This window comes from Arthrobacter globiformis, from assembly GCF_030815865.1.
In the GTDB taxonomy this organism is placed as follows: domain Bacteria; phylum Actinomycetota; class Actinomycetes; order Actinomycetales; family Micrococcaceae; genus Arthrobacter; species Arthrobacter globiformis_B.
Genome location: NZ_JAUSXI010000001.1, coordinates 548,939 through 567,273, shown reverse-complemented (window position 1 = coordinate 567,273; position 18,335 = coordinate 548,939). Strand labels below are relative to the sequence as shown.

General features: G+C 66.5%; 17 protein-coding genes and 1 tRNA gene. 6 read left to right on the top strand and 12 right to left on the bottom strand.

Annotated features, from left to right (window positions below; all coding sequences use genetic code 11):
• Positions 1-74 precede the first annotated feature (74 nt).
• On the bottom strand, positions 75-644 hold the full coding sequence (locus QFZ33_RS02635) for a cysteine hydrolase family protein (RefSeq protein WP_307024605.1): 570 nt from the start codon (positions 642-644) through the stop codon (positions 75-77).
• Positions 641-1,732 (bottom strand): LacI family DNA-binding transcriptional regulator, encoded by a 1,092-nt coding sequence (locus tag QFZ33_RS02630; RefSeq protein WP_307024604.1) that lies wholly within the window; start codon positions 1,730-1,732, stop codon positions 641-643. The genes QFZ33_RS02635 and QFZ33_RS02630 overlap by 4 nt, the downstream gene beginning before the upstream one ends.
• 471 nt (positions 1,733-2,203) lie before the next feature.
• Between QFZ33_RS02630 and QFZ33_RS02625 the strand changes: the two genes are divergently transcribed.
• Complete coding sequence (locus QFZ33_RS02625; RefSeq protein ID WP_373427327.1) at positions 2,204-3,544, top strand: glutamyl-tRNA reductase; 1,341 nt, start codon at positions 2,204-2,206, stop codon at positions 3,542-3,544.
• A gap of 105 nt (positions 3,545-3,649) precedes the next feature.
• Here QFZ33_RS02625 and QFZ33_RS02620 read toward each other — a convergent pair.
• Positions 3,650-3,722, bottom strand: a tRNA-Lys gene (locus tag QFZ33_RS02620).
• Between the two features lie 245 nt (positions 3,723-3,967).
• Between QFZ33_RS02620 and QFZ33_RS02615 the strand changes: the two genes are divergently transcribed.
• The 3 genes from QFZ33_RS02615 (at position 3,968) to QFZ33_RS02605 (ending at position 6,518) form a co-directional block, all read left to right on the top strand.
• Complete coding sequence (locus QFZ33_RS02615; RefSeq protein ID WP_214857913.1) at positions 3,968-4,627, top strand: hypothetical protein; 660 nt, start codon at positions 3,968-3,970, stop codon at positions 4,625-4,627.
• 255 nt (positions 4,628-4,882) lie between these two features.
• Positions 4,883-5,500 carry a DUF47 domain-containing protein gene (locus QFZ33_RS02610; RefSeq protein WP_236806304.1) on the top strand — a complete coding sequence of 206 codons (618 nt, stop codon included), beginning with the start codon at positions 4,883-4,885 and terminating at the stop codon, positions 5,498-5,500.
• A 1-nt stretch (position 5,501) separates the two neighbouring features.
• Positions 5,502-6,518, top strand: a complete 1,017-nt coding sequence (locus QFZ33_RS02605; RefSeq protein ID WP_307024599.1) for an inorganic phosphate transporter — start codon at positions 5,502-5,504, stop codon at positions 6,516-6,518.
• A 54-nt stretch (positions 6,519-6,572) separates the two neighbouring features.
• Here QFZ33_RS02605 and pstB read toward each other — a convergent pair whose 3' ends face one another.
• The 4 genes from pstB to pstS form a co-directional block, all read right to left on the bottom strand.
• Positions 6,573-7,352, bottom strand: coding sequence for a phosphate ABC transporter ATP-binding protein PstB (gene pstB, locus QFZ33_RS02600; protein WP_003799400.1), 780 nt, complete (start codon positions 7,350-7,352; stop codon positions 6,573-6,575).
• Between the two features lie 86 nt (positions 7,353-7,438).
• Complete coding sequence (gene pstA / locus QFZ33_RS02595; RefSeq protein WP_307024597.1) at positions 7,439-8,548, bottom strand: phosphate ABC transporter permease PstA; 1,110 nt, start codon at positions 8,546-8,548, stop codon at positions 7,439-7,441.
• Entirely contained in the window at positions 8,549-9,481 is a 933-nt protein-coding gene (gene pstC, locus QFZ33_RS02590) for a phosphate ABC transporter permease subunit PstC (protein ID WP_307024595.1), read from the bottom strand.
• A 124-nt stretch (positions 9,482-9,605) separates the two neighbouring features.
• Positions 9,606-10,727 (bottom strand): phosphate ABC transporter substrate-binding protein PstS, encoded by a 1,122-nt coding sequence (pstS, locus tag QFZ33_RS02585; RefSeq protein WP_307024593.1) that lies wholly within the window; start codon positions 10,725-10,727, stop codon positions 9,606-9,608.
• 259 nt (positions 10,728-10,986) lie between these two features.
• Between pstS and QFZ33_RS02580 the strand changes: the two genes are divergently transcribed.
• On the top strand, positions 10,987-11,538 hold the full coding sequence (locus QFZ33_RS02580) for a flavin reductase family protein (protein ID WP_307024591.1): 552 nt from the start codon (positions 10,987-10,989) through the stop codon (positions 11,536-11,538).
• A gap of 70 nt (positions 11,539-11,608) precedes the next feature.
• On the opposite strand, the gene QFZ33_RS02575 is transcribed toward QFZ33_RS02580, so the two are convergent.
• The gene (locus tag QFZ33_RS02575; RefSeq protein WP_307024589.1) at positions 11,609-12,352 is read right to left on the bottom strand and encodes a hypothetical protein; all 744 of its coding nucleotides are present in this window, start codon (positions 12,350-12,352) and stop codon (positions 11,609-11,611) included.
• 78 nt (positions 12,353-12,430) lie between these two features.
• Positions 12,431-13,165, bottom strand: coding sequence for a DUF5058 family protein (locus tag QFZ33_RS02570; RefSeq protein WP_307024587.1), 735 nt, complete (start codon positions 13,163-13,165; stop codon positions 12,431-12,433).
• A 283-nt stretch (positions 13,166-13,448) separates the two neighbouring features.
• On the opposite strand from QFZ33_RS02570, the gene QFZ33_RS02565 reads away from it, so the two are divergent.
• Positions 13,449-14,930, top strand: a complete 1,482-nt coding sequence (locus QFZ33_RS02565) for an amidase family protein (RefSeq protein WP_307024585.1) — start codon at positions 13,449-13,451, stop codon at positions 14,928-14,930.
• Here the strand turns inward: QFZ33_RS02565 and QFZ33_RS02560 are convergent.
• From QFZ33_RS02560 to QFZ33_RS02550, 3 genes are read right to left on the bottom strand one after another with little or no spacing between them, the layout of a single operon-like run.
• A complete protein-coding gene (locus tag QFZ33_RS02560) occupies positions 14,902-15,867 on the bottom strand; it encodes an Lrp/AsnC family transcriptional regulator (RefSeq protein WP_307024583.1) in 966 nt (321 codons plus the stop codon). The two genes, QFZ33_RS02565 and QFZ33_RS02560, sit on opposite strands and share 29 nt — an antisense overlap.
• An 18-nt stretch (positions 15,868-15,885) precedes the next feature.
• The gene (locus QFZ33_RS02555) at positions 15,886-16,332 is read right to left on the bottom strand and encodes a hypothetical protein (protein WP_307024581.1); all 447 of its coding nucleotides are present in this window, start codon (positions 16,330-16,332) and stop codon (positions 15,886-15,888) included.
• A gap of 9 nt (positions 16,333-16,341) precedes the next feature.
• The gene (locus QFZ33_RS02550) at positions 16,342-18,321 is read right to left on the bottom strand and encodes a primary-amine oxidase (RefSeq protein ID WP_307024578.1); all 1,980 of its coding nucleotides are present in this window, start codon (positions 18,319-18,321) and stop codon (positions 16,342-16,344) included.
• Positions 18,322-18,335: the final 14 nt, after the last annotated feature.

The window sequence follows — 18,335 nt, the reverse complement described above, 5'->3', positions numbered from 1 at the left end:
CCTAGACTAGGCGCCGCACGTTTCCACCACGTTTCAGGAGAGCAGATCCGGCTCAGGAGCGGCAGGACCGGCCCTCAACGGCCTCCGCTAAGCCCGCCGCCGAGCCGGGCGAGGATCTCATCGCTCGACTGGACTGGCTGGCGATACGTGGTGGACAGGATGCGCAGCATGTCCGTGGCATCCTGGTTGTCCTCCGACGCCATGGCGTCTTCCGCGTACGTAACCCGGATGTTGTGGGCGAAAGCGTCCGCTCCGGTTTGGGCGATGCAGTTGTGCGTGGAGACCCCGGCGAGCACCACTTCGTCGGCGCCCCAGTTCCGCAGCCGGGACAGCAGGTTGGTGCCAATAAAGGCGCTGTCCCGCGTCTTGCTCAGCTGCGGCAGGCCGTCGGTGGCGAGGCCGGGCACAGCCTCCGCCTGCTTGCTGCCGCGGAAAATGAAGCCCTGGTCGTCATCCAGCATGCTTAGCGTCCACGTTGACTTGTCCCGCTCGTGCTCGGTGCCAACCAGCAGCGCTTTGTGTCCGCTGGAGTTGAAGCCCTCCAGCAGTCTGTTGCAGGAGGCGACCAGCCGCTCCCGCTGGGCTGCCAGTTCCGGCGCTTCGAAATACGCGTTCTGCATGTCGATGATGAGCAGGGCAATCATGGGTCCACCTTTCCTTCCGCTGCCGGTGTCGGTGTCGGTGTAGGTGAGGTACCCGTTTGCGGCAACTGCGAAACCCGGGCTGCGGGGGCCGAGGCACGGATCCTCAGTTCAAATTCTGCTTCCACATGAACGCCGGAAGCGGCCTTCTCGTTCCCCTCGATCCGGTCGATCAGCAGCTGCACGCACCGCTCGGCGATCTCGTTCATGCCGGGAGCAACAGTGGTCAGCGACGGGGACGAGAACCGCGCCTCATCGATATCGTCGAACCCGGCCACGGCCGCTTCCTCGGGCACCCTGACCCCGCGGAGCAGCAGTTCGTGCATCGCGCCCAGGGCCAGGGCGTCATTCAGTCCAAAGACGGCGTCGAACGGCTGGCCGCCGTCGAGCAGCCTCGCCACCGCGGACGCGCCCCCGTCACGGCGCCATTCCGCCGGCACAATCAAGGCCGGATCAAAGTCGACTCCCGCCTCGGCCAGCGCCACCCGGTATCCGGCCAGCCGAAGGCCAGGCGAACCGGCACGGTCCCCAGGGGAAGCACCGATCACCGCAATACGACGCCGGCCTCCCGCGAGCAGGTGGGCCGTCATGGCCTTGGCCGCGCCAACATTCTTCATGGTGACCTGGTCGAACCGCGGGTCGTCGATGTGCTCGCCCAGCATCACGAGGGGCTTGGTGCCGCGGCGGGCGGCGGCCAGGGCGTCCGCGTCGAGCACCAGCGGAGTGAACAGGAGGCCGTCCGTCAGCTGGCTGAGGGATCCCTGCAGGGCAGTCAACTCGTTGGCCCTGGTCGCCGCAGACTGCTCCACCAGGACGCGATAGTCCCGGGCGGCTGCCACCGTCATAAGCCGGGAAGCGAGCTCTGCGTAATACGGCACGGAGAGGTCGGACACCACCAGGCCCAGCATGCGGGACTTTCCGGACCTCAGGCTCCGCGCCGTCAAGTTGGCCTCGTACCCGAGCTCGGCGATTGCGTCCAGCACTTTCTGCCGGGTGGCTGGCCTGATGAACTCATAGTTGTTGAGCACGTTCGACACGGTTTTCAGGGAAACTCCGGCCGCGCGGGCAACATCGTTCATTGTCACGGCCATGCAAAGCCCCTTTCACCGCAGACATCGCCATCGGGTACATCTTCCTCAGCTACATCGTTGCAGAATGCAGGCCGCCCCGCCCGTCAAGAATTTCCCAAGGTGGGTACCCCACCCTTTCTGCAAGGTCTCTTGGCTCTGGGGCCAGGCAACGTCGCCTGGCCCCAGCGACAACCGGCGGTGTCCTCTTAGCGGCGGCCACCTGCGGGACCGGTCCGGAAACGGTGGCCGCGCGGTCCACCACCCGGGGCGGCTACCAAGTGGCGCGGCAGGACAGGATGGGGAACGTTGCGGCGGAAGGGGGCCGAATTGTTGCAGGGTGCAGGGGGGTCCATAAAAGGATTACCCCCGTCAGAAAGGCAGTTTGCTCTTGTGGTTTCCCATCATGCCCGCACACCGGACCGGGGTCCCATTCCGCGGTCCGGATACGGGGGTCCCGAACCGGCTGGTGGCGAGGAAGGCCGGGGATCCGGCCTGGAGTTCCTGGCCCGGCTCGGTTCGGGACCCGTCCGTATTACTTCGGACGTTATTGCGGACGTGGACGGCGTGGCAGGAGCAGTTGTGCTCGCCACGTGCAACCGGTTTGAGGTCTATTGCGACGTTGCTCCGGCCGCGGATCCGGACATCACCAGAAAGCGCGTTCTGCATGTCATCAGCACATGTTCGGGTGTTTCCCCTTACGAACTCGACCGCGCCCTTGACTGCCTGACGGGCACCGCCATGACCGAGCATCTCTTCTCGGTGGGCGCCGGCCTTGACTCGGCAGTGGTGGGCGAACGGGAAATCGCCGGCCAACTGCGCCGCTCGCTGGCCTCCGCCCAAGAGGCCGGGACGGCCAGCGGAGCACTGGTCCGGCTTTTTCAGGCAGCATCCCGGGCCGCCCGCGAAGTTGGCTCGCTGACGGCCCTGGGTGAGGCAGGCCGCTCCATGGTGTCCGTTGCCTTGGACGTGGCCTCATCCAAGCTGGGAGCCCTCTCCAAGCTCGGACGCCAGGACCTCTCGGGACTGTCCGTGGTGGTCATCGGCACCGGGGCCTACGCCGGCTCTACCCTCGCGCTTCTGGCGGCAAGGGCGTGTTCTGCGGTCTCCGTGTTTTCCTGGTCCGGACGGGCCGAAGCATTTGCGTCAGGGCGGGGCGCCACCGGCCTGACCTCCGAGGATCTGCCCGCTGCCGTCCGCGGAGCGGATGTGGTGATCGGCTGCAGCGGCCGCGGCCCCAGGCTCGGCTCCGAGGACTTTCGGACCTTCCGGCAGGGCGCTGCCGCCCCGCTCGTCGTCGTCGATCTCGCTCTCAGCCGGGACTTTGAGCCGGAAGTAGGCGAACTGCCCGGGCTTGACCTCATCACGCTGGAGCATGTGCGGCTGGCCTCGCCGCGTGAACAAACCGACGTCGTCCGGCAGGCCGGTGAGCTGGTCCGGCAGGCCGCCCTGAGGTTTGTGGAGGACCGGCAGGCGCGGCTTCTGGATCCGGCGATCGTAGCGCTGCGCGGACACATGCAGTCGGTACTGGCGGATGAAGTGGCGCGGGTGAAGAACCAGCACGGCTGCACGGCCACGGCGGAAGCGGTGGAATTCGCCCTGCGGCGGGTGGTGCGGCAGCTCCTGCACGTGCCAACCGCGCGGGGGCGCGAACTGGCGGCAGCCGGCCGACAGGACGAGTACACCGCTGCCCTTGAAACACTGTTCGGGCTGGACGTGACGGCAGGCGTGGAAGCGCACGCGGCAGCGAAGGAGACAACGGGCCCGCAGGGCTGCCCGGCCCGGGAGCGCCAGGACCTTCAGACCGCGGAGGACACCCTGCCGGCAGCGAGTTAGCCGCCGTTTGTCCTATTACCCCGTTTTCCGATAATCCCGCAAATAAAAAATCCCCGGATTCCTGTTGCCAGGAAGCCGGGGATTTTCCACTCTTCGCTAAAAGAGTGGGCCCTGTGGGGATCGAACCCACGACCCACGGATTAAAAGTCCGATGCTCTACCAACTGAGCTAAAGGCCCAAACTGCCTGCTGGAATGCGGGCCCCAAAAGCCTGCAAACGCGAAACAGTTCCAGTCCATTTCTGAACGTTTAATACTGTACCCCAGACGGCGGCGACTTCAGCACGGCGCCCCGCCGCCGCCGTCGAACGTGTCTTTGCCGGGAGGCAGCAAGGGTTCGCGGGATTCTCCGGGCGCTGTTTCCGGGCAACGCAGGCACTACAAGGACGCTCGATTCCGGTTCCCTGCAGGAGTAGCGTGGGACCATGAGCCAGAACGCAGGAACCAGCGGCCCGGGCGGGGCGGAGCGGCACCACAAACCGAAGCCTTTTGCGCCCATCGATTTCGAACCTTTCGCAGGCGGCGCCGATCCGGCGCGCGTCTCGGAAGCTGCGCATCTGGCCGCCCAGGCCCTGGTGCGCCACGGGCGGGACAGCGATGATCCCGTCATCACCAAACGGCTGGTCAAGCTGGCCGACGAGCAGGGCCTTGAGGCGATAGCAGAGATGTGGGCTGAAAGCCCGGCACGCTCGCTGCCCGGTGCGCTGTGGCGGCTGTACGCCCTCCGCGCAGCAACGGTGCAGGATCCCGAGCGCATCTCCGTTTATTTCAAGGCGGGCAAGGACACCGCCCAGGTCTCTAATGTGGTGGCTGGCGCGGCCGAGCCGCCGGGCGCCGATGAAATGAAGATCATGGCGGACGCGATCCTATCAGGGGCCTTCGACGGCGAGTTCGACGTTGCGCTGGAGCGCTCTGCCGCTTTTTGCCGGGTTGTGGCGCTCGGCCAGGCCACGCTCGCAGACGGCGCGGAGCATTCCAACGAGAGCCACGCGCGCAAGCTGACACGCAACTCCCACTTGCTCGTGAAGACCGCAGAGGACCTGGAGCACGCTGCCAACGCCTGGCGCCTCGGTGAGCTTGACTGACCCATCAGGCCCGATCTGTCAATGTTGACTTGGCTTAGCCAAAGTAGAAGACTGAAATAGGTGCCGAACCGCGAAACCCCCGGGCTTCAACATTTAGCCGCCTAGAGCGGCCTACCGCCGAGAGGCGTATCCGGTTCGGCACCATTTTTATGCCCTCATCCGGCTGCCGGTAAAGTACTGACTAGCTGCGGCTCCGACGTCAAGTCAAACCTCCCGCAGCGTCCCGCCCTGACGATCCTCCGGAGACCGGTACTCATGAAGCTGCGCCTTTTTCCCCAGGAGCCCGCAGGCCTGAACCTTCTTTCGCAGCTGGCCCGGCAGATCGTTTTTGCCAGCGCCACCATGGCGGAAATCCTCGGCGCGCCGGCCACCGAACACCACCGGCTGGTGGAGGACATGCACAACCACGAGGCGAAGTCGGCCGAGCTGCACTTCGCTCTCCTGACTCACATGCGCACCAGCTTTGTGAATCCACTCCCGCGCGAGGACATGTATGCCCTCTCGCAGAGCCTGAATGAAGCCATAGAAAAGCTGGACGCCGCCGCCGAGCTGGTGGCGCTTTACAACCTGGACCGGCTGCCGAAGCGCGCGGCCGACCAGCTGGAAATCATCAGCCGCCAGGCTGAGCTGACGGCTGACGCCATGCGCCGGCTAAACAACCTGGACGACCTCGAGGACTACTGGATCGAGGTCCTTCGCCTGGCCAAGCGGGCCGAACGCACGCACCGCGTCTGGGTCGCGGACATGCTCAAGGAAATGAAATCAGCCCAGTATGCCCGCAACCGGGACATCGCCAACCAGCTGGTCGACGTCACCAAGGACATGCGCCGGATCGCCACCCAGGTGGGCAGCATCATCGTCAAGGAATCCTGAGGTGACGCTGTTCCTCTTCGCCTTCGTGGTGCTCCTCAGCGCGGCATTTGCCTTCATCAACGGCTTCCGGGATGTGTCCACGTCCGTTGCCCTGGCCGTGCGGACGCGCGCCCTGACCCCCACCATTGCCGTCCTGCTGGCCGCCCTTTTCAATCTCATCGGCGCCTTTCTCAGCGCCGGACTGGCCGTGGCCATCAGCCAGAACTGGGTGGCCCTCCCTCCCGGGAACATCGGCCTGACCATCATCGCCGCCGGCCTCGCCAGCGCGTGCGCCTGGGGCATTTTCCTATGGTGGCGGGGCGTTCCCTCCTCCTCCACGCATGCCCTGGTGGGCGGACTGGCGGGCGCCGGTACCGCCAGCGCGGTGGTGGGCGGCAACTCGGTGGGCGGCGTGGACCAGTCACTCCTCTTTCAGGTGGTCCTCCCCCTGGCCCTCTCGCCTGTTATAGCCTTCATCGCCGCGTACCTGCTGGTGTTTCCCGTCACCTGGGCTGCGCGCTACGCCCAGCCGAGCGTTGTCAACAAGCGGTTCCGGGCGGCCCAGTCCATCGCCGCCGGGGCCGTGGCCTTTGGCCACGGGCTGCAGGACGGCCAGCGGGTCAGCGCAGTGCTCATCCTGGCGCTGCTGGCCGCCGGCTATTCCGACGGCGGCTCGCTTCCAATGTGGGTGGCGCTGCTGTCCGCGGTCATGATCACGGTGGGGACGCTGTTCGGCGGCTGGCGCATCTCGCACACCATTGGCTACCGGCTCACCCGGATCGATCCGCTGCGCGGAGTGGTGGCCCAGGGCTTCAGCGCGCTCCTGCTGTTTATTGGTGCCATCGGGCTGCACTGGCCCGTTTCCACCACCCACACGGTCACGTCCGCCGTGCTCGGCGCGGGGGAAAACCAGCAGTTTGCCACCAGCCACCGCAAGCTGGTCATACGGATCCTGTCCCTGTGGGTCCTGACGCCGGCAGCCACCGCCGCGGGCGCCTTCGTCCTGGAGCTGGCGCTCTCCCCGCTGATTGCGGCTTAAAAAAGCAACGCGGGGGCCCGGCCTGAGCTTGCGAGGGCTGGGAGCCGGCGGGGATTATCCGAAGCGGCCGGAGACGTAGTCCTCGGTGGCCTTCTGGCTCGGGTTGTTGAAGATGGTGCTGGTTTCGGCGAACTCGATGAGCTTGCCGGGCTTGCCGGTGCCGGCGATGTTGAAGAACGCCGTCTTGTCCGAGACTCGGGCGGCCTGCTGCATGTTGTGGGTCACGATCACCACGGTGTACTGGTCCTTGAGCTCATTGATGAGGTCCTCAACGGCCAGGGTGGAGATCGGGTCCAGGGCGGAACACGGCTCATCCATGAGGATCACCTGCGGCTCCACGGCAATGGCGCGGGCGATGCAGAGGCGCTGCTGCTGGCCGCCGGACAGTCCCGAACCGGGCTTCTCCAGCCGGTCCTTGACCTCGTTCCAGAGGTTGGCGCCGCGGAGCGAGCGCTCCACCAGGGCATCGGCCTCGCCCTTGGAGATCTTCTGGTTGTTCAGTTTCACGCCGGCCAGGACGTTGTCCCGGATGGACATGGTGGGGAACGGGTTGGGCCGCTGGAACACCATGCCGATCTGGGAGCGCACCGTCACCGGGTCCACGCCGGGTCCGTACAGGTTGTCGCCGTCGAGCAGCACCTCACCCTCCACCCGGGCGCCGGGCAGCACCTCGTGCATGCGGTTGAGCGTGCGCAGGAAGGTGGACTTGCCGCAGCCCGAGGGGCCGATGAACGCCGTGACGGACTTGGCCTCGATGTTGATGCTGACGTCTTCCACGGCCAGGAAATTGCCGTAGTACACGTTCAGGTCTTTGACGTCGATGCGCTTGGACATGATGTTCCTTAACTTGCTGGTATGTATTGAAGTCTAGATCCCGGCCGCACTGGCCGGTGTGGGCGGTCCGGTGTGGGCGGTCCGGCCTAGCGGCCTGCCTTGGGGGCGAAGACCCGGGCAATCAGGCGGGCGCCGAGGTTAAGCAGCATCACCAGGATGATGAGCACCAGTGCTGCACCCCACGCCCGCTGCGACGACGGATCGGGGTTGGACGGGGAGGTGGGGTTCAGGATCTGCGTGTAAATGAACGTGGGCAGGGATGCCATCCACCCACCGAACACGTTGTTGTTGATGCTGGTCGCAAACCCTGCTGTCACCAGGATGGGTGCGGTCTCGCCGATCACCCGGGCGATTGCCAGGGTAACGCCGGACGCAATGCCGGAGATCGCCGTCGGAATGACCACCTTAAGGATGGTCCGCCACTTGCGGACGCCCAAGGCGTACGCTGCCTCGCGGAGCTCGTTGGGCACGATCTTCAGCATCTCCTCGCTGGATCGGACCACCACCGGGATCATCAGCACGGACAGTGCGACGGCGGCGACGGCGCCGGTTTTGGTGCCGGGACCCACTACGGCGAAGAAGAACGCCGCAGCGAAGAGGCCCGCGACGATGGACGGGATGCCGGTCATGACATCCACGAAGAACGTGATGGCGCGGGCCAGCGGGCGGTCGTTGCCGTACTCGACCAGGTAGATCGCCGTCAGCAGCCCCACCGGCACGGAGATGACGGTGGCCAGCAGGGTGATCTGCAGGGTGCCCACGAGCGCATGGTAGATGCCGCCGACCACCGGCCCGGTGCCTTCTGCCGCCCGGTTGTCATACACGCCGGTGACGCCGTTCATCGAGGTCCCCAGGAAGCCCTGGTTGAGCAGGCCCGGGATGCCGTTGACCATGACGGTCCAGATCACGGAGATCAGCGGGAGCAGCGCCACCAGGAAGGCGCCCACCACCAGGCAGGTGGCCAGCTTGTCCTTGGCCTTCCGTGAGCCCTCAACGGCGGCGCTCCAGCCGACGAGTCCTGCAGCGAACAGGATGGCGGAGACGACTCCCCAGCCGAAGGCATTGAATCCGATCAGGGCGAGGATGGCGGCCCCGAGGACCAGCGCGACGCCCAGGACCACGTAGGGGGCGTACTTGGGCAACTGGCCCTTGGTCAGGGCTGACCGCTTGCGGACCGGGGTCAGGGTGGAGGTCATTTAGTTGGCTCCCGAGAATTCTTTGTGCCGGCTGATGATCCACCGGGCGATCATGTTGACGGCGAGGGTGATCACGAACAGGACCAGGCCCGCGGCGATCAGGGTGCTCACCTTGAGGCCGCTGGCCTCGGGGAAGTTCAAGGCGATCTCGGCGGCGATGGTCTGGTTGCCGGACTGGATCAGGCTGGCGGTGAGCGCGCCGGAGGACAGCACTAGGGCCACGGCCATGGTTTCGCCCAGGGCCCGGCCGAGTCCCAGCATGACGGCGCTGATAATGCCAGGGCGGGCGAAGGGCAGCACCGACATCTTGATCATTTCCCAGCGCGTGGCACCCAGCGCGAGGGCTGCTTCCTCGTGCAGCTTGGGGGTCTGGAGGAAGATCTCGCGGGACAGCGAGGTGATGATCGGAATTACCATGACGGACAGCACGATGCCGGCGGTCAGGATGGTTTTGCCGGTGGCGGAGGCAGGTCCCTGGAAGATGGGCAGCCAGCCCATGTTCGCGGCGAGCCAACCGTACGCGGGCGAAATTTGGGGGGCCAGGAAGGCTGCGCCCCAGGCACCGTAAACCACGGAAGGGATCGCGGCGAGAAGGTCAATGACGTAGCCGAGGCCGGACGCGAGGCCGCGAGGGGCGAAGTGCGAGATGAAGAGGGCCACTCCGATGGACACCGGCGTGGCGATGGCCAGGGCGATGATGGCGGCAATGAGGGTGCCGATGACGATCGGCCAGATGTAGGCGAAGAAGCCCTCGCCGCCCTGGATGTCCGCGGCGGGGGCGGTGAAGGCGGGAATCGCCTGGATCACGAGGAAGAGCGCCACGCCGAACAGTACGGCAAGGATCAGGCAGCCTGCCGCCAGGGCCGCTCCGGAGAAGACTTTATCCCCGGCGCGGCCGGCGCCTTGGGAACTGGTCAGGGAGGTGGTGGTCATACCCGGCCCTTCGGTGTTGGTGGTGCGTCAGAGAAGTGGATCGTGCTGTAGCCGCGCTTTACACGGCTAAGTTCCCCGCCCTGCCTGGCGGCTGGGCGGGGAACCTCGGCGAACAGGTCAAAAGCTACGACTTGACCTTGATGGATTCGATGGCCTTGACAGCCTTCTCGGCCAGGGTGGCAGAGATCGGAGCCGACTTGGCGGACTCGGCGGCAGCCTTCTGGCCCTCTTCGGAAACTACGTAGGTCTCGAAAGCCTTGACCAGGTCCACGGTTTCCTGCTTGTCGTAGGTGGAGCAGACGATGTGGTAGGAAACCAGGACCACCGGGTAGGCGCCGGCCTCGGTGGTGGTGCGGTCAAGCTTGATGGCGCCGTCGGTCTCGGCGCGTCCTTCAATAGCCTTGCCGGCGTCGACTGCCTTGGAAGCAGCTTCCGGGGAGATCTTGACGAACTCGGAACCGACCTTGATCTGGGCGATGCCCAGCTTGCCGCCAACGGCGGAGTCGTCGGCGTAGGTCACGGCGCCCGGGGTGTCGGTGACGGTCTTGACGACGCCGGAGGTGCCCTTGGCGTTCTCGCCCTTGAGGGATGCCGGCCAGATGCCGTCGGCCTTGTCCTTCCAGACGTCGGGAGCGGCCGCGGAGAGGTACTCGGTGAAGTTCTTGGTGGTGCCGGAGTCGTCAGAGCGGCTCACCGGGGTGACGGCAAGGTCCGGGAGCTTGGCGTCCGGGTTCAGCGCCGCGATGGCGGGGTCGTTCCACTTGGCGATCTCGCCGCGGAAGATCTTGGCCGCAGTGGGTGCGTCCAGCTTCAGCTCGGTGATGTCCGGCAGATTGAAGGCAATGGCGATCGGCGAGATGTAGACGGGGATCTCGATGGCACCCTCGGGGCCGCACACCTTCTTGGCCGAGGCCAGTTCCTCGTCCTTCAGGTAGGCGTCGGAACCGGCGAACTGAGCCGAACCGTCGATGATGGCCTTGCGCCCGGCGCCGGAGCCGTCCGGGGAGTACTGGACGGTGGCGCCCTGGTTCGCGGAGGCGAAGTTGGTCTTCCACACGTCCATGGCCGCGCCCTGCGCGGAGGAGCCGATGCCGGTCAGGGTGCCGGTGACCTTGGTGCCGGCGGCGGAGGCGCTGCCTGCCGGGGCGGTGTTTGTGGCGTTGTCTGAACCACAGGCGGTGAGCGCGAGTGCGCCAGCGGCGATAACAGCGATTGCCGCGTGGCGGCCGAAGCGGAGTGCCTTCACTGGGTGTGCCCCTTCCAGGGTTTCTGATGCGGTGCGGACCGGAGACGTCCGAACGTGAGATTCGTACTTTTTGTACCTTCAATGAAGCTATGGGCCGCAGGTAACAAGTTTTGGGGTCGGAGGTGAACGCAGGGTTAACGACGGCAGGCCATTGGCTTACAGATGCTGGGTTGCCATTGCGTTAGGTGCGTCACAGCCTTAGTGGAACCGCCACACTGTCAACAGCCTTAACATCCGCCCCACGTGGCACGATGGCGTCATGGAAACTTCAGGACCGCTGGACGCACGGCAGTTGAGCGAAGGACCGCCGTCGGATTCCGACGTGGACCTGTACCGCAGGCTGAGTTCGGACATACCCGCCGGCGTCGCCGTAGTTTCCACCCGGCTGCGGAACAGGGACTACGCCGCAACGGTCAGCGCCTTCCTCTCGGTTTCCTACGACCCGCCCACCATGCTGGTCAGCTTGTACGCGGAGTCCCGTATCGGCGAAGCCGTGGAGGAAGCTGGCACCTGGGCCCTGAGCGTGCTGTCCGGCAAGCACAAGGGCACGGCGACGTGGCTGGCGAGTCCGGGGACGCCGCTGCACGGATTGCTCGCACAGGTGCCTTTCCGGCGCGGGCCGGCCACAGGATCGGCCATCATCGACGACTGCGTCGCCTACTTCGAGCTGCGCACCGTCTCAGTCCACCCTGCCGCCACCCACCTACTTGTTGTGGGCGAGGTGCTGGCCATGGGCACGGCCGCGGCACCGTCCGAGGCTCCGGACCCGCTGGTGCATTTCGGCTCGGAGTTCCGCCTGCTGGCACCGTAGCGGGGCCGGCGGCTTAAAGCAGAGTGCGCCCGGCCGGAAATACCGGACGGACGCACTTGTGGTGGACCTGCTACTTGAGGTGGACCGGCTGTGCCGGCCGGGCTTCGGAAGCAGGCTGCCGGCTCCGGAAGAACCACGCCAGCAGCACCGTCCCCAGCACCGCTATGGCGGTGGAGACCATGGCCAGTCCCGGAACCGCCGGCAGGACAAGAAAGACGAGGGCGGCCGCCACGGCCAGGGCGATGACCGTGGTCCGCGGCTGCTTCATGGAGACGATGGCCTGGACCAGCACAGCGCCGAGGACCGCGGGCAGCACGTAGAGCCGGGTCACATTCATGGCGGCAGGTGGTATGACGCTGATGAGCCAGCTCCCCAGCAGCCCCACGAAGAGGGCCAGTGAGGCCAGGTGAACCGCGGCCGCACCACAGATGGCCACGACAGACGCCAGCTGGCCGCGGCGGGTTCCGGGCCTGGCGCCGATGTTGGTCTGCGCGATCAGTGCGGCGGGCAGGAGCTTGTTGGAGATGTTGCCGATCATGAAGGCCTGGTACATGGCGGCAGGTCCGAGGATGGGGTAATACGTCAGCGGCTCGACGATCCAGATGATCCCGAACGTGGCGGCGACGGCGGCGAAGGCGATCCAGAGCTGCGCCGGCGCGATGTCCAGTCGCGCGGCGAACACCAGGTACAGGGGGCCGGCGATGGAGACCAGCAGACCCGCGATCATCGTGGCCCTTCCCCAGCGCGAGGTGGTGCGGTCAAACTCGGCCATGGCCTGGTCCGTGGCGGCCGGTGCGGTGCTCGTGGATGTCATTCCTGTGTTCCTGTCCTGTTAAGTCTGGTTCGGGGTTGGTGCAGGCTGGCCCGGTTCGGGCAGTGGCGGGTGCGCCGGTCAGCTGCCAGACGTGAGCAGCGCCGAGCCAAGGGCGGTGACGATCGAGATAGCGAGGCCCCACTCACGCAGCCAGCTCTTGCCGAGCGTCTTGGCCAGCAGCAGGGACAGTGCCATCACGGCGGCTGACACCGCGAAGGTGACCACGTGGGTGCCGGATTTTGGCAGCTCGGTGAAGCCCAGACATGCGAAGGCTCCGATCAGGGCGGCTGCGGGGACGATGGCCATAGCCGCCGGGTTGATCGCGCGGATCTTTGCGTCACCACGGCGGAGCAGCGGCGTGAGGATCAGCGTGGCGATCATCCACATTGCTCCGCCGATGCTCATGGCGAAGAAGGCCACCGCGAAGACGCTTTGGGTGTAGCTCTCGTCGCCCAGCTTGGCTCCGAGGGTGCCGGCCGCGATGCCTGCTGCCGAGACGTCGTAGGCTGCGGAACCGATCAGTCCGATCCTGGACAGCACGGCGGGCGCACCGAAGAGTGCCAGCAGCGCGATCGCCACCAGCGCGACGGCGAGCGAAGGGCCGATCGCGGAAACGGCCCCGGACCGGAACGAGGTCCTGATGTCGCCGGGTGTCATCTGCACCGCGGGGGCTGCCCGGCGCACGGCACGGAGGAAGATCAGCGACTGGACCACGATGACGCCGAAGACGCCGGCAACGCAGAGCCAGAGGACGGGGGCGTTGGCGATTGCAAGAATGTCCGTGGAGCCGGTGGGGGCCATGGGTGCGTGCATGGGAGCCTCCTGGTTAGGGCCCGCTGGGGGCCGGTGATGCTGATGCCGCGGGCAGGACAGCTGCGCCACGGAGTCTTGACCTCCGACCGGATCGGCCAGCAGGTTAGGAATACTGTCCGGGACGTCGGCTCCGGACGGCAAGGGATGGCGGAATCGGCCACAATTCTGGCCGGATCAGTCATGTCGCGGTTTCATTCGAGGATGCCTTCCGCTCCTGCTGCGTGTCCTCCACACTTCAGGGAAGTACAACCGCGGACTACGCCAGCCGCCCGAAGGAGCACCCATGTCTGACGCCATCAGCGAACTTTCCGCCGTCGAGCTCACCGCCGCCATCCGGAACAGCGAAATTTCTGCCCGGGAGGCCCTCGACTCCCATCTCGAACGCATTGCCGAGGTGAATCCAAAGCTCAACGCGGTGGTTACCCTCGACCCCGAAGGCGCTGCAAAACTGGCGGCCCGCGCCGACGAGCTCACGGCCTCCGGTGCCGAACTGCCGCCACTGCACGGCCTCCCCCTGACCCACAAGGACACCAACAACACCGCCGGCATGCGCACCACGCAGGGCTCGGTGGTGTTGAAGGACTTCGTGCCGGAAAAGGATGACCTGATCATCGCCCGGCTCAAGGCTGCCGGGGTGGTGAGCACGGGGAAGACCAACGTTCCCGAGTTCGGGGCAGGCTCCCACACGTTCAACGAACTCTTCGGCACCACCACCAACCCCTACGCGCCTGGCCTCAGCGCAGGCGGAAGCAGCGGCGGGGTGGCTGCCGTCGTGGGCTCGCGCGTGCAGCCGATGGGTGACGGCAGCGACATGGGCGGCTCGCTGCGGATCCCCGCGTCCTTCTGCAATATCGTCGGGTTCCGGCCGTCCCTGGCAGTCATTCCGATGCCGTCCGACGTCAACGCCTGGTCTTGGCTGGGGCGGACCGGCCCGATGGCGAGGACGGTGGAGGATATCGCCCTGTTCATGTCCGTCACCGCTGGGCGGGATCCGCGCGTGCCCCATCCGCAGGTGGTGGATCCGGCAGATTTCAGGGCCGGCCTTGAGACGGACATGCGCGGCGTCCGGATCGGCTGGTCACGGGACTTTGGTATCGGTGTTCCGGTGGAACCGGAAATCGCGGACCATCTGGAACGCCAGCTCGCTGTGTTTGAGGAACTGGGCGCGGTGGTGGAGGAGGCGTGCCCGGATTTCCGCGACGCGGATCTGGTGTTCGGCAACACCCGCGCATTGGATTTCGCGGCCGGCCTGGGCGGGCTGGTCGCCGAATCAGGCGATCTCATCAAGCCGGAGGTCCGGTGGAACGTCGGCAAGGGCCTGGCCCTCACCGCAGAGGACATCATTGCCACCAATGCTGCCCGCACCCGGCTTGAATACACTGTCCAGGACTTCTTCACGCGCTACGACCTCTTCGCCAGCCCGTGCGCCCAGGTCCTGCCGTTCGATGCGTCCCTGCGGTACCCCCGGGAGGTGGCCGGCGTGCCCTCGGAAACCTATCTGGACTGGATGCGGTCGGCCTGCCTGCTCTCCGCCACCGGCCTCCCGGTGCTGAGCCTGCCCGCCGGATTCAGCGGCGCAGGTCTTCCCATCGGGCTGCAACTGGCATCCAACCACTACACCGACGTGCAGTTGCTGCGCTGGGCGAGGGCGTTCGAGCAGCAGACCCGGTACGCTGCGGTTGCGCCGGAGCTGCGTGCGCCGGAGCTGGGTACGTCAGCCTCCGGACGCGGTGGGCTCAGGCCGGTGTCCGCGCCGGGCGCATGACGCGCCCGCCGCGTTTGCGCGCATCCAGCAGCACGGACACGTCCACGCCGGCGGCCTGCGCCGCCCAGTCGGAGGCTGTGATCAGGCGGTAAAGGGATGGCAGGTCGGGCACGGTCACGTCGGCCACGATCTGGTAGTCACCGGCCAGCGCTGCCGCGTAGCGCACCGTGGGCAGCTCGGCCAGGCTCTTGCCCAGCTGCTCCACCTGGTGCGGGGCGGCCCTGATCCACAGAAGCGCCTCGACCGCGAGCCCGAGCGCGGCCGGTTCCACCACCACGCGGAGCTGGACCTGGTTGTTGGCGAGCAGCCATTCGCAGCGCCGGCGGGCGGTTGCTTCCGAAACCCCGACGCGCCGGGCCAGCGCCTCGAAACTGATGCGTCCGTCCGCACAGAGAGCTTCCACGAGCTCGGTATCCTGCCGGTTCAGCGTTTGCCGGACTGCGAATACGCCCGCATCCGCAGCAACCGGCGAGCGCAGGGCATCGGCCTGTTCCGCCGTGAGCATCTCCGGCCGCCAACCCTGGATGGTCCGAAAGTACCGCAGCACCGGATAGCTCACGGAATGCCGCAGCCCGATTGTGGACGGCAGTTCGTCGGAGAGGATATCCCCCATCCGGTCCGGGTCCGTCAGGATCTCGGCCACGCAGTCGCCATTGCCGGTGACTGTATAAACGAACGTGGTGTCGGAGCGCTGCGCGAGGGATTGCGCAGCGGCGCGTGCCGTGCCCGGGGTGCAGCGCATTTCCACGAGCATCGACGCCGGATGCGGCCGCACGGCGGCGATGGCGACTGCGCCGGATTCCAGGAGCTGCGCCCCGCGGCGGGCAACGGTGCGCTCCGCCTCACCGAGGACGGCGGCCATCTTGCGCCAGGGGCAGCGGGGATCCAGCTGCAAGGCAGCCACGATTTGGCGCTCCAGTGAGTCGAGCAGGATCATCCGCGTGCCGGCCTTCCCTTAGGGCTCCATTTCAGCATGGAAAAGAACCGCCGTCCGGGGAACGGAGCGAAGGCGGGCGAGCAGCGTCGCGGCGAGGAACGCCGTCGTAATTTCCAGGACGACGACGACCAGCAGGCCTTCAGTCCCAGCGGCCCTAGGCGCCGCCGACGCTCCGGAATGGGAGTGGCCGGGTGCGCCGCCCCCGGAAAGGGCGGGCACGCCCAGCAGCAGGACTGCATGCAGGGCAGTCATAGCCAGGGCACAGCCCATCACCTGACGCAGGGACCTCTCCCGGCCGCTGTGCCACAGGTGCACCGCGCACGGCAGGCAAACCCCCACCATCACGAGCATCATGATGCCCAGCCAGGGGCCGTGGTGGTTCCCGACGACAAGCCACAGGTGCACCGCGCAGGACGCTGCGGTCACGGCGGAGACCGCGCGGGAGTGCAACTGCAGTCCGATCACGGCGTAAACCTAGCCGTGGCAGTGGCTGCCGGAAGCACCGTCACCTGAAGCCTGCACAGGGGAAGACTGCTCGGCGGCAGCATGGCAGTGGGAGCCGGACTGGCTGGAGTTGGCCGGGACGTCCAAGACCGGGCTGCGGTCGAAGAAACCTTCGGGGCGGAGCTTGAACCCGACGGTGTCCACCGGCATGATGGGCCAGTCCTCCACGCGAGGGAAATGCGTCAGGCCGAAGGTGTGCCACACGACGATGTCCTGGCCGTCGATGTCGCGGTTTTGGGCCACGTAGGAGGGCAGGCCCGCGCCGCCGGAGTGCTGGTTGACGAAGTCGCCTGTAGGGTAGCGCTCGTCTTCGGCGTATCGGGTGACCCACAGGTCCTTGGTGGCAAAGGCGGCCCGCCGGGCAATGGAGGACTCGGGGTCGGCCATCAGCGTGGGCTGGTTGTAGGAGTGCAGCTTGTAGCCCACCGGCTCGCCCAGGCGGTTGCGCGATTCGGGGTTGGAGATGATCCAGGTCCGGCCGGTCCGGGCATCCGCTTCGCGGGCAGCCTCGGACTCGCGGGCCAGCACGGTGCGCTTCCGGGAGAAGGCGTTGCCGCGCTCGTTGCCCGGGCCCATGGCCTGGCGGACCACGTCCTCTTCTTCCACGCGGTTGGTGAATCCGTCGATGGCCATGTCGAGGCGGGCGCTGAAGATGTGCTGGTGGAACGGCGCTCCCAGCCCCGGTGCCAGCTGGGAGATGTTGTCCGAGCCGCCTTCCGGGAAGGCGGAGGTGAAGACGACGCCGGTGGCCTTGGCTTCGAATTCGATGGTGCCGTCGAGGTAGAGGTACCAGTAGAAGCCGTAGTCGTAGTTGCCGATGGTGGTGAAGAAGGAGATCACCATGCGGCGGTTCCTACGGGTGTAGTTGATGCCGGACCAGAGGTCGCTGTGCTTGGCCAGGATGCCCCAGTCCTCCTCGTGCATGCAGATGCCGTTGCGGATCTCGCGGGGGTTGCCGAAGGCGTCGCTGATGACCGGGCTGAGGTAGGTGATGTCGCCGAGGCAGTCGCAGCCCAGTTCAAGGGAGTTGGCGTACTGGCCCACCAGGTACTCCCCCGTGTCGAAGTAGTTCTGCCAGGACCTGATCGGCGACGGATCGCCGTACGGGACCACCATCTCGGCGATCGACGCGCGGTTGATGATGGGCCGGAGCCGGTCCCCGTCCCGGAAGGCGATGTTGTGCAGCACCACGCCCTCGCGGACGTCGAATCCGACGTCCAGGCTCCATTTCTCCCACTCGATGTGGTTGCCGCCGGTCACCGTGAAGCTGGGGCCTTCGGGCTGGGTGATGCTGATGGGCTTCTGGGTGGTGCGGAGCGGGCCCGTGAGCTCGGGATCGGTGTAGTTGCCGTGCTCTGCCGGGACGGGGAACACACCGGTGTCTATCACCTGGGTGACTTCCTTGCTGACCACGTCCACGTAGGCCACCAGCCCGTCAACCGGGTGGGCCCACGCGCTGTCCCCGGGGAACTCCTGCACGAAGGCAAGCGCGCGGAGGATCCGGCGGCCCGTCTCCTCTGCGTATTCGAAGACGCCGGCGGACAGCGGGGCGACGCGCACCGTGCTGACGTCCAGGTTCCGTGCGGCCAGGGCCTTCAGCCACCGCTCGTCGGTGGCCAGGAGCTGCTCCACCACCTCGAACTCCTCTTCGAGGACCGGCAGTTCGCCGGTGGCAGCGGTGTCGAGTTCGACGGCGGAGATCACCGTGCCGCTGGTGACCGAGACGATGACGTCCTGGGGCCGGCCGCCCGAAACATCGTGGATGAAGACACGGAAACGGCGATCCGGCTCAGTTCCGGTTCCGCGGGCAGGGTCGAGGAGGCCCAGGTAGGCGATGCGCTTCTCCGGACCAAGGAGACTCCCAGAGCGAAGAATGCCCTGCACCTCGCTGATTTCCGCGGCTGAGGCAAGGCGGAATGGGCTGGTTGTTTCTGTGATGGAGAGCGTCATAGCGGCCTTTGTCC

Coding starts and splice junctions, on each gene's coding strand:
- QFZ33_RS02635 (WP_307024605.1), bottom strand. CDS start 644: ATGATTGCCCTGCTCATCATCGACATGCAGAACGCGTATTTCGAAGCG.
- QFZ33_RS02550 (WP_307024578.1), bottom strand. CDS start 18,321: ATGACGCTCTCCATCACAGAAACAACCAGCCCATTCCGCCTTGCCTCA.
- QFZ33_RS02575 (WP_307024589.1), bottom strand. CDS start 12,352: ATGACATCCACGAGCACCGCACCGGCCGCCACGGACCAGGCCATGGCC.
- pstB (WP_003799400.1), bottom strand. CDS start 7,352: ATGTCCAAGCGCATCGACGTCAAAGACCTGAACGTGTACTACGGCAAT.
- pstC (WP_307024595.1), bottom strand. CDS start 9,481: ATGACCACCACCTCCCTGACCAGTTCCCAAGGCGCCGGCCGCGCCGGG.
- QFZ33_RS02610 (WP_236806304.1), top strand. CDS start 4,883: ATGAAGCTGCGCCTTTTTCCCCAGGAGCCCGCAGGCCTGAACCTTCTT.
- pstA (WP_307024597.1), bottom strand. CDS start 8,548: ATGACCTCCACCCTGACCCCGGTCCGCAAGCGGTCAGCCCTGACCAAG.
- QFZ33_RS02565 (WP_307024585.1), top strand. CDS start 13,449: ATGTCTGACGCCATCAGCGAACTTTCCGCCGTCGAGCTCACCGCCGCC.
- QFZ33_RS02630 (WP_307024604.1), bottom strand. CDS start 1,732: ATGGCCGTGACAATGAACGATGTTGCCCGCGCGGCCGGAGTTTCCCTG.
- QFZ33_RS02615 (WP_214857913.1), top strand. CDS start 3,968: ATGAGCCAGAACGCAGGAACCAGCGGCCCGGGCGGGGCGGAGCGGCAC.
- QFZ33_RS02580 (WP_307024591.1), top strand. CDS start 10,987: ATGGAAACTTCAGGACCGCTGGACGCACGGCAGTTGAGCGAAGGACCG.
- QFZ33_RS02570 (WP_307024587.1), bottom strand. CDS start 13,165: ATGCACGCACCCATGGCCCCCACCGGCTCCACGGACATTCTTGCAATC.
- QFZ33_RS02560 (WP_307024583.1), bottom strand. CDS start 15,867: ATGATCCTGCTCGACTCACTGGAGCGCCAAATCGTGGCTGCCTTGCAG.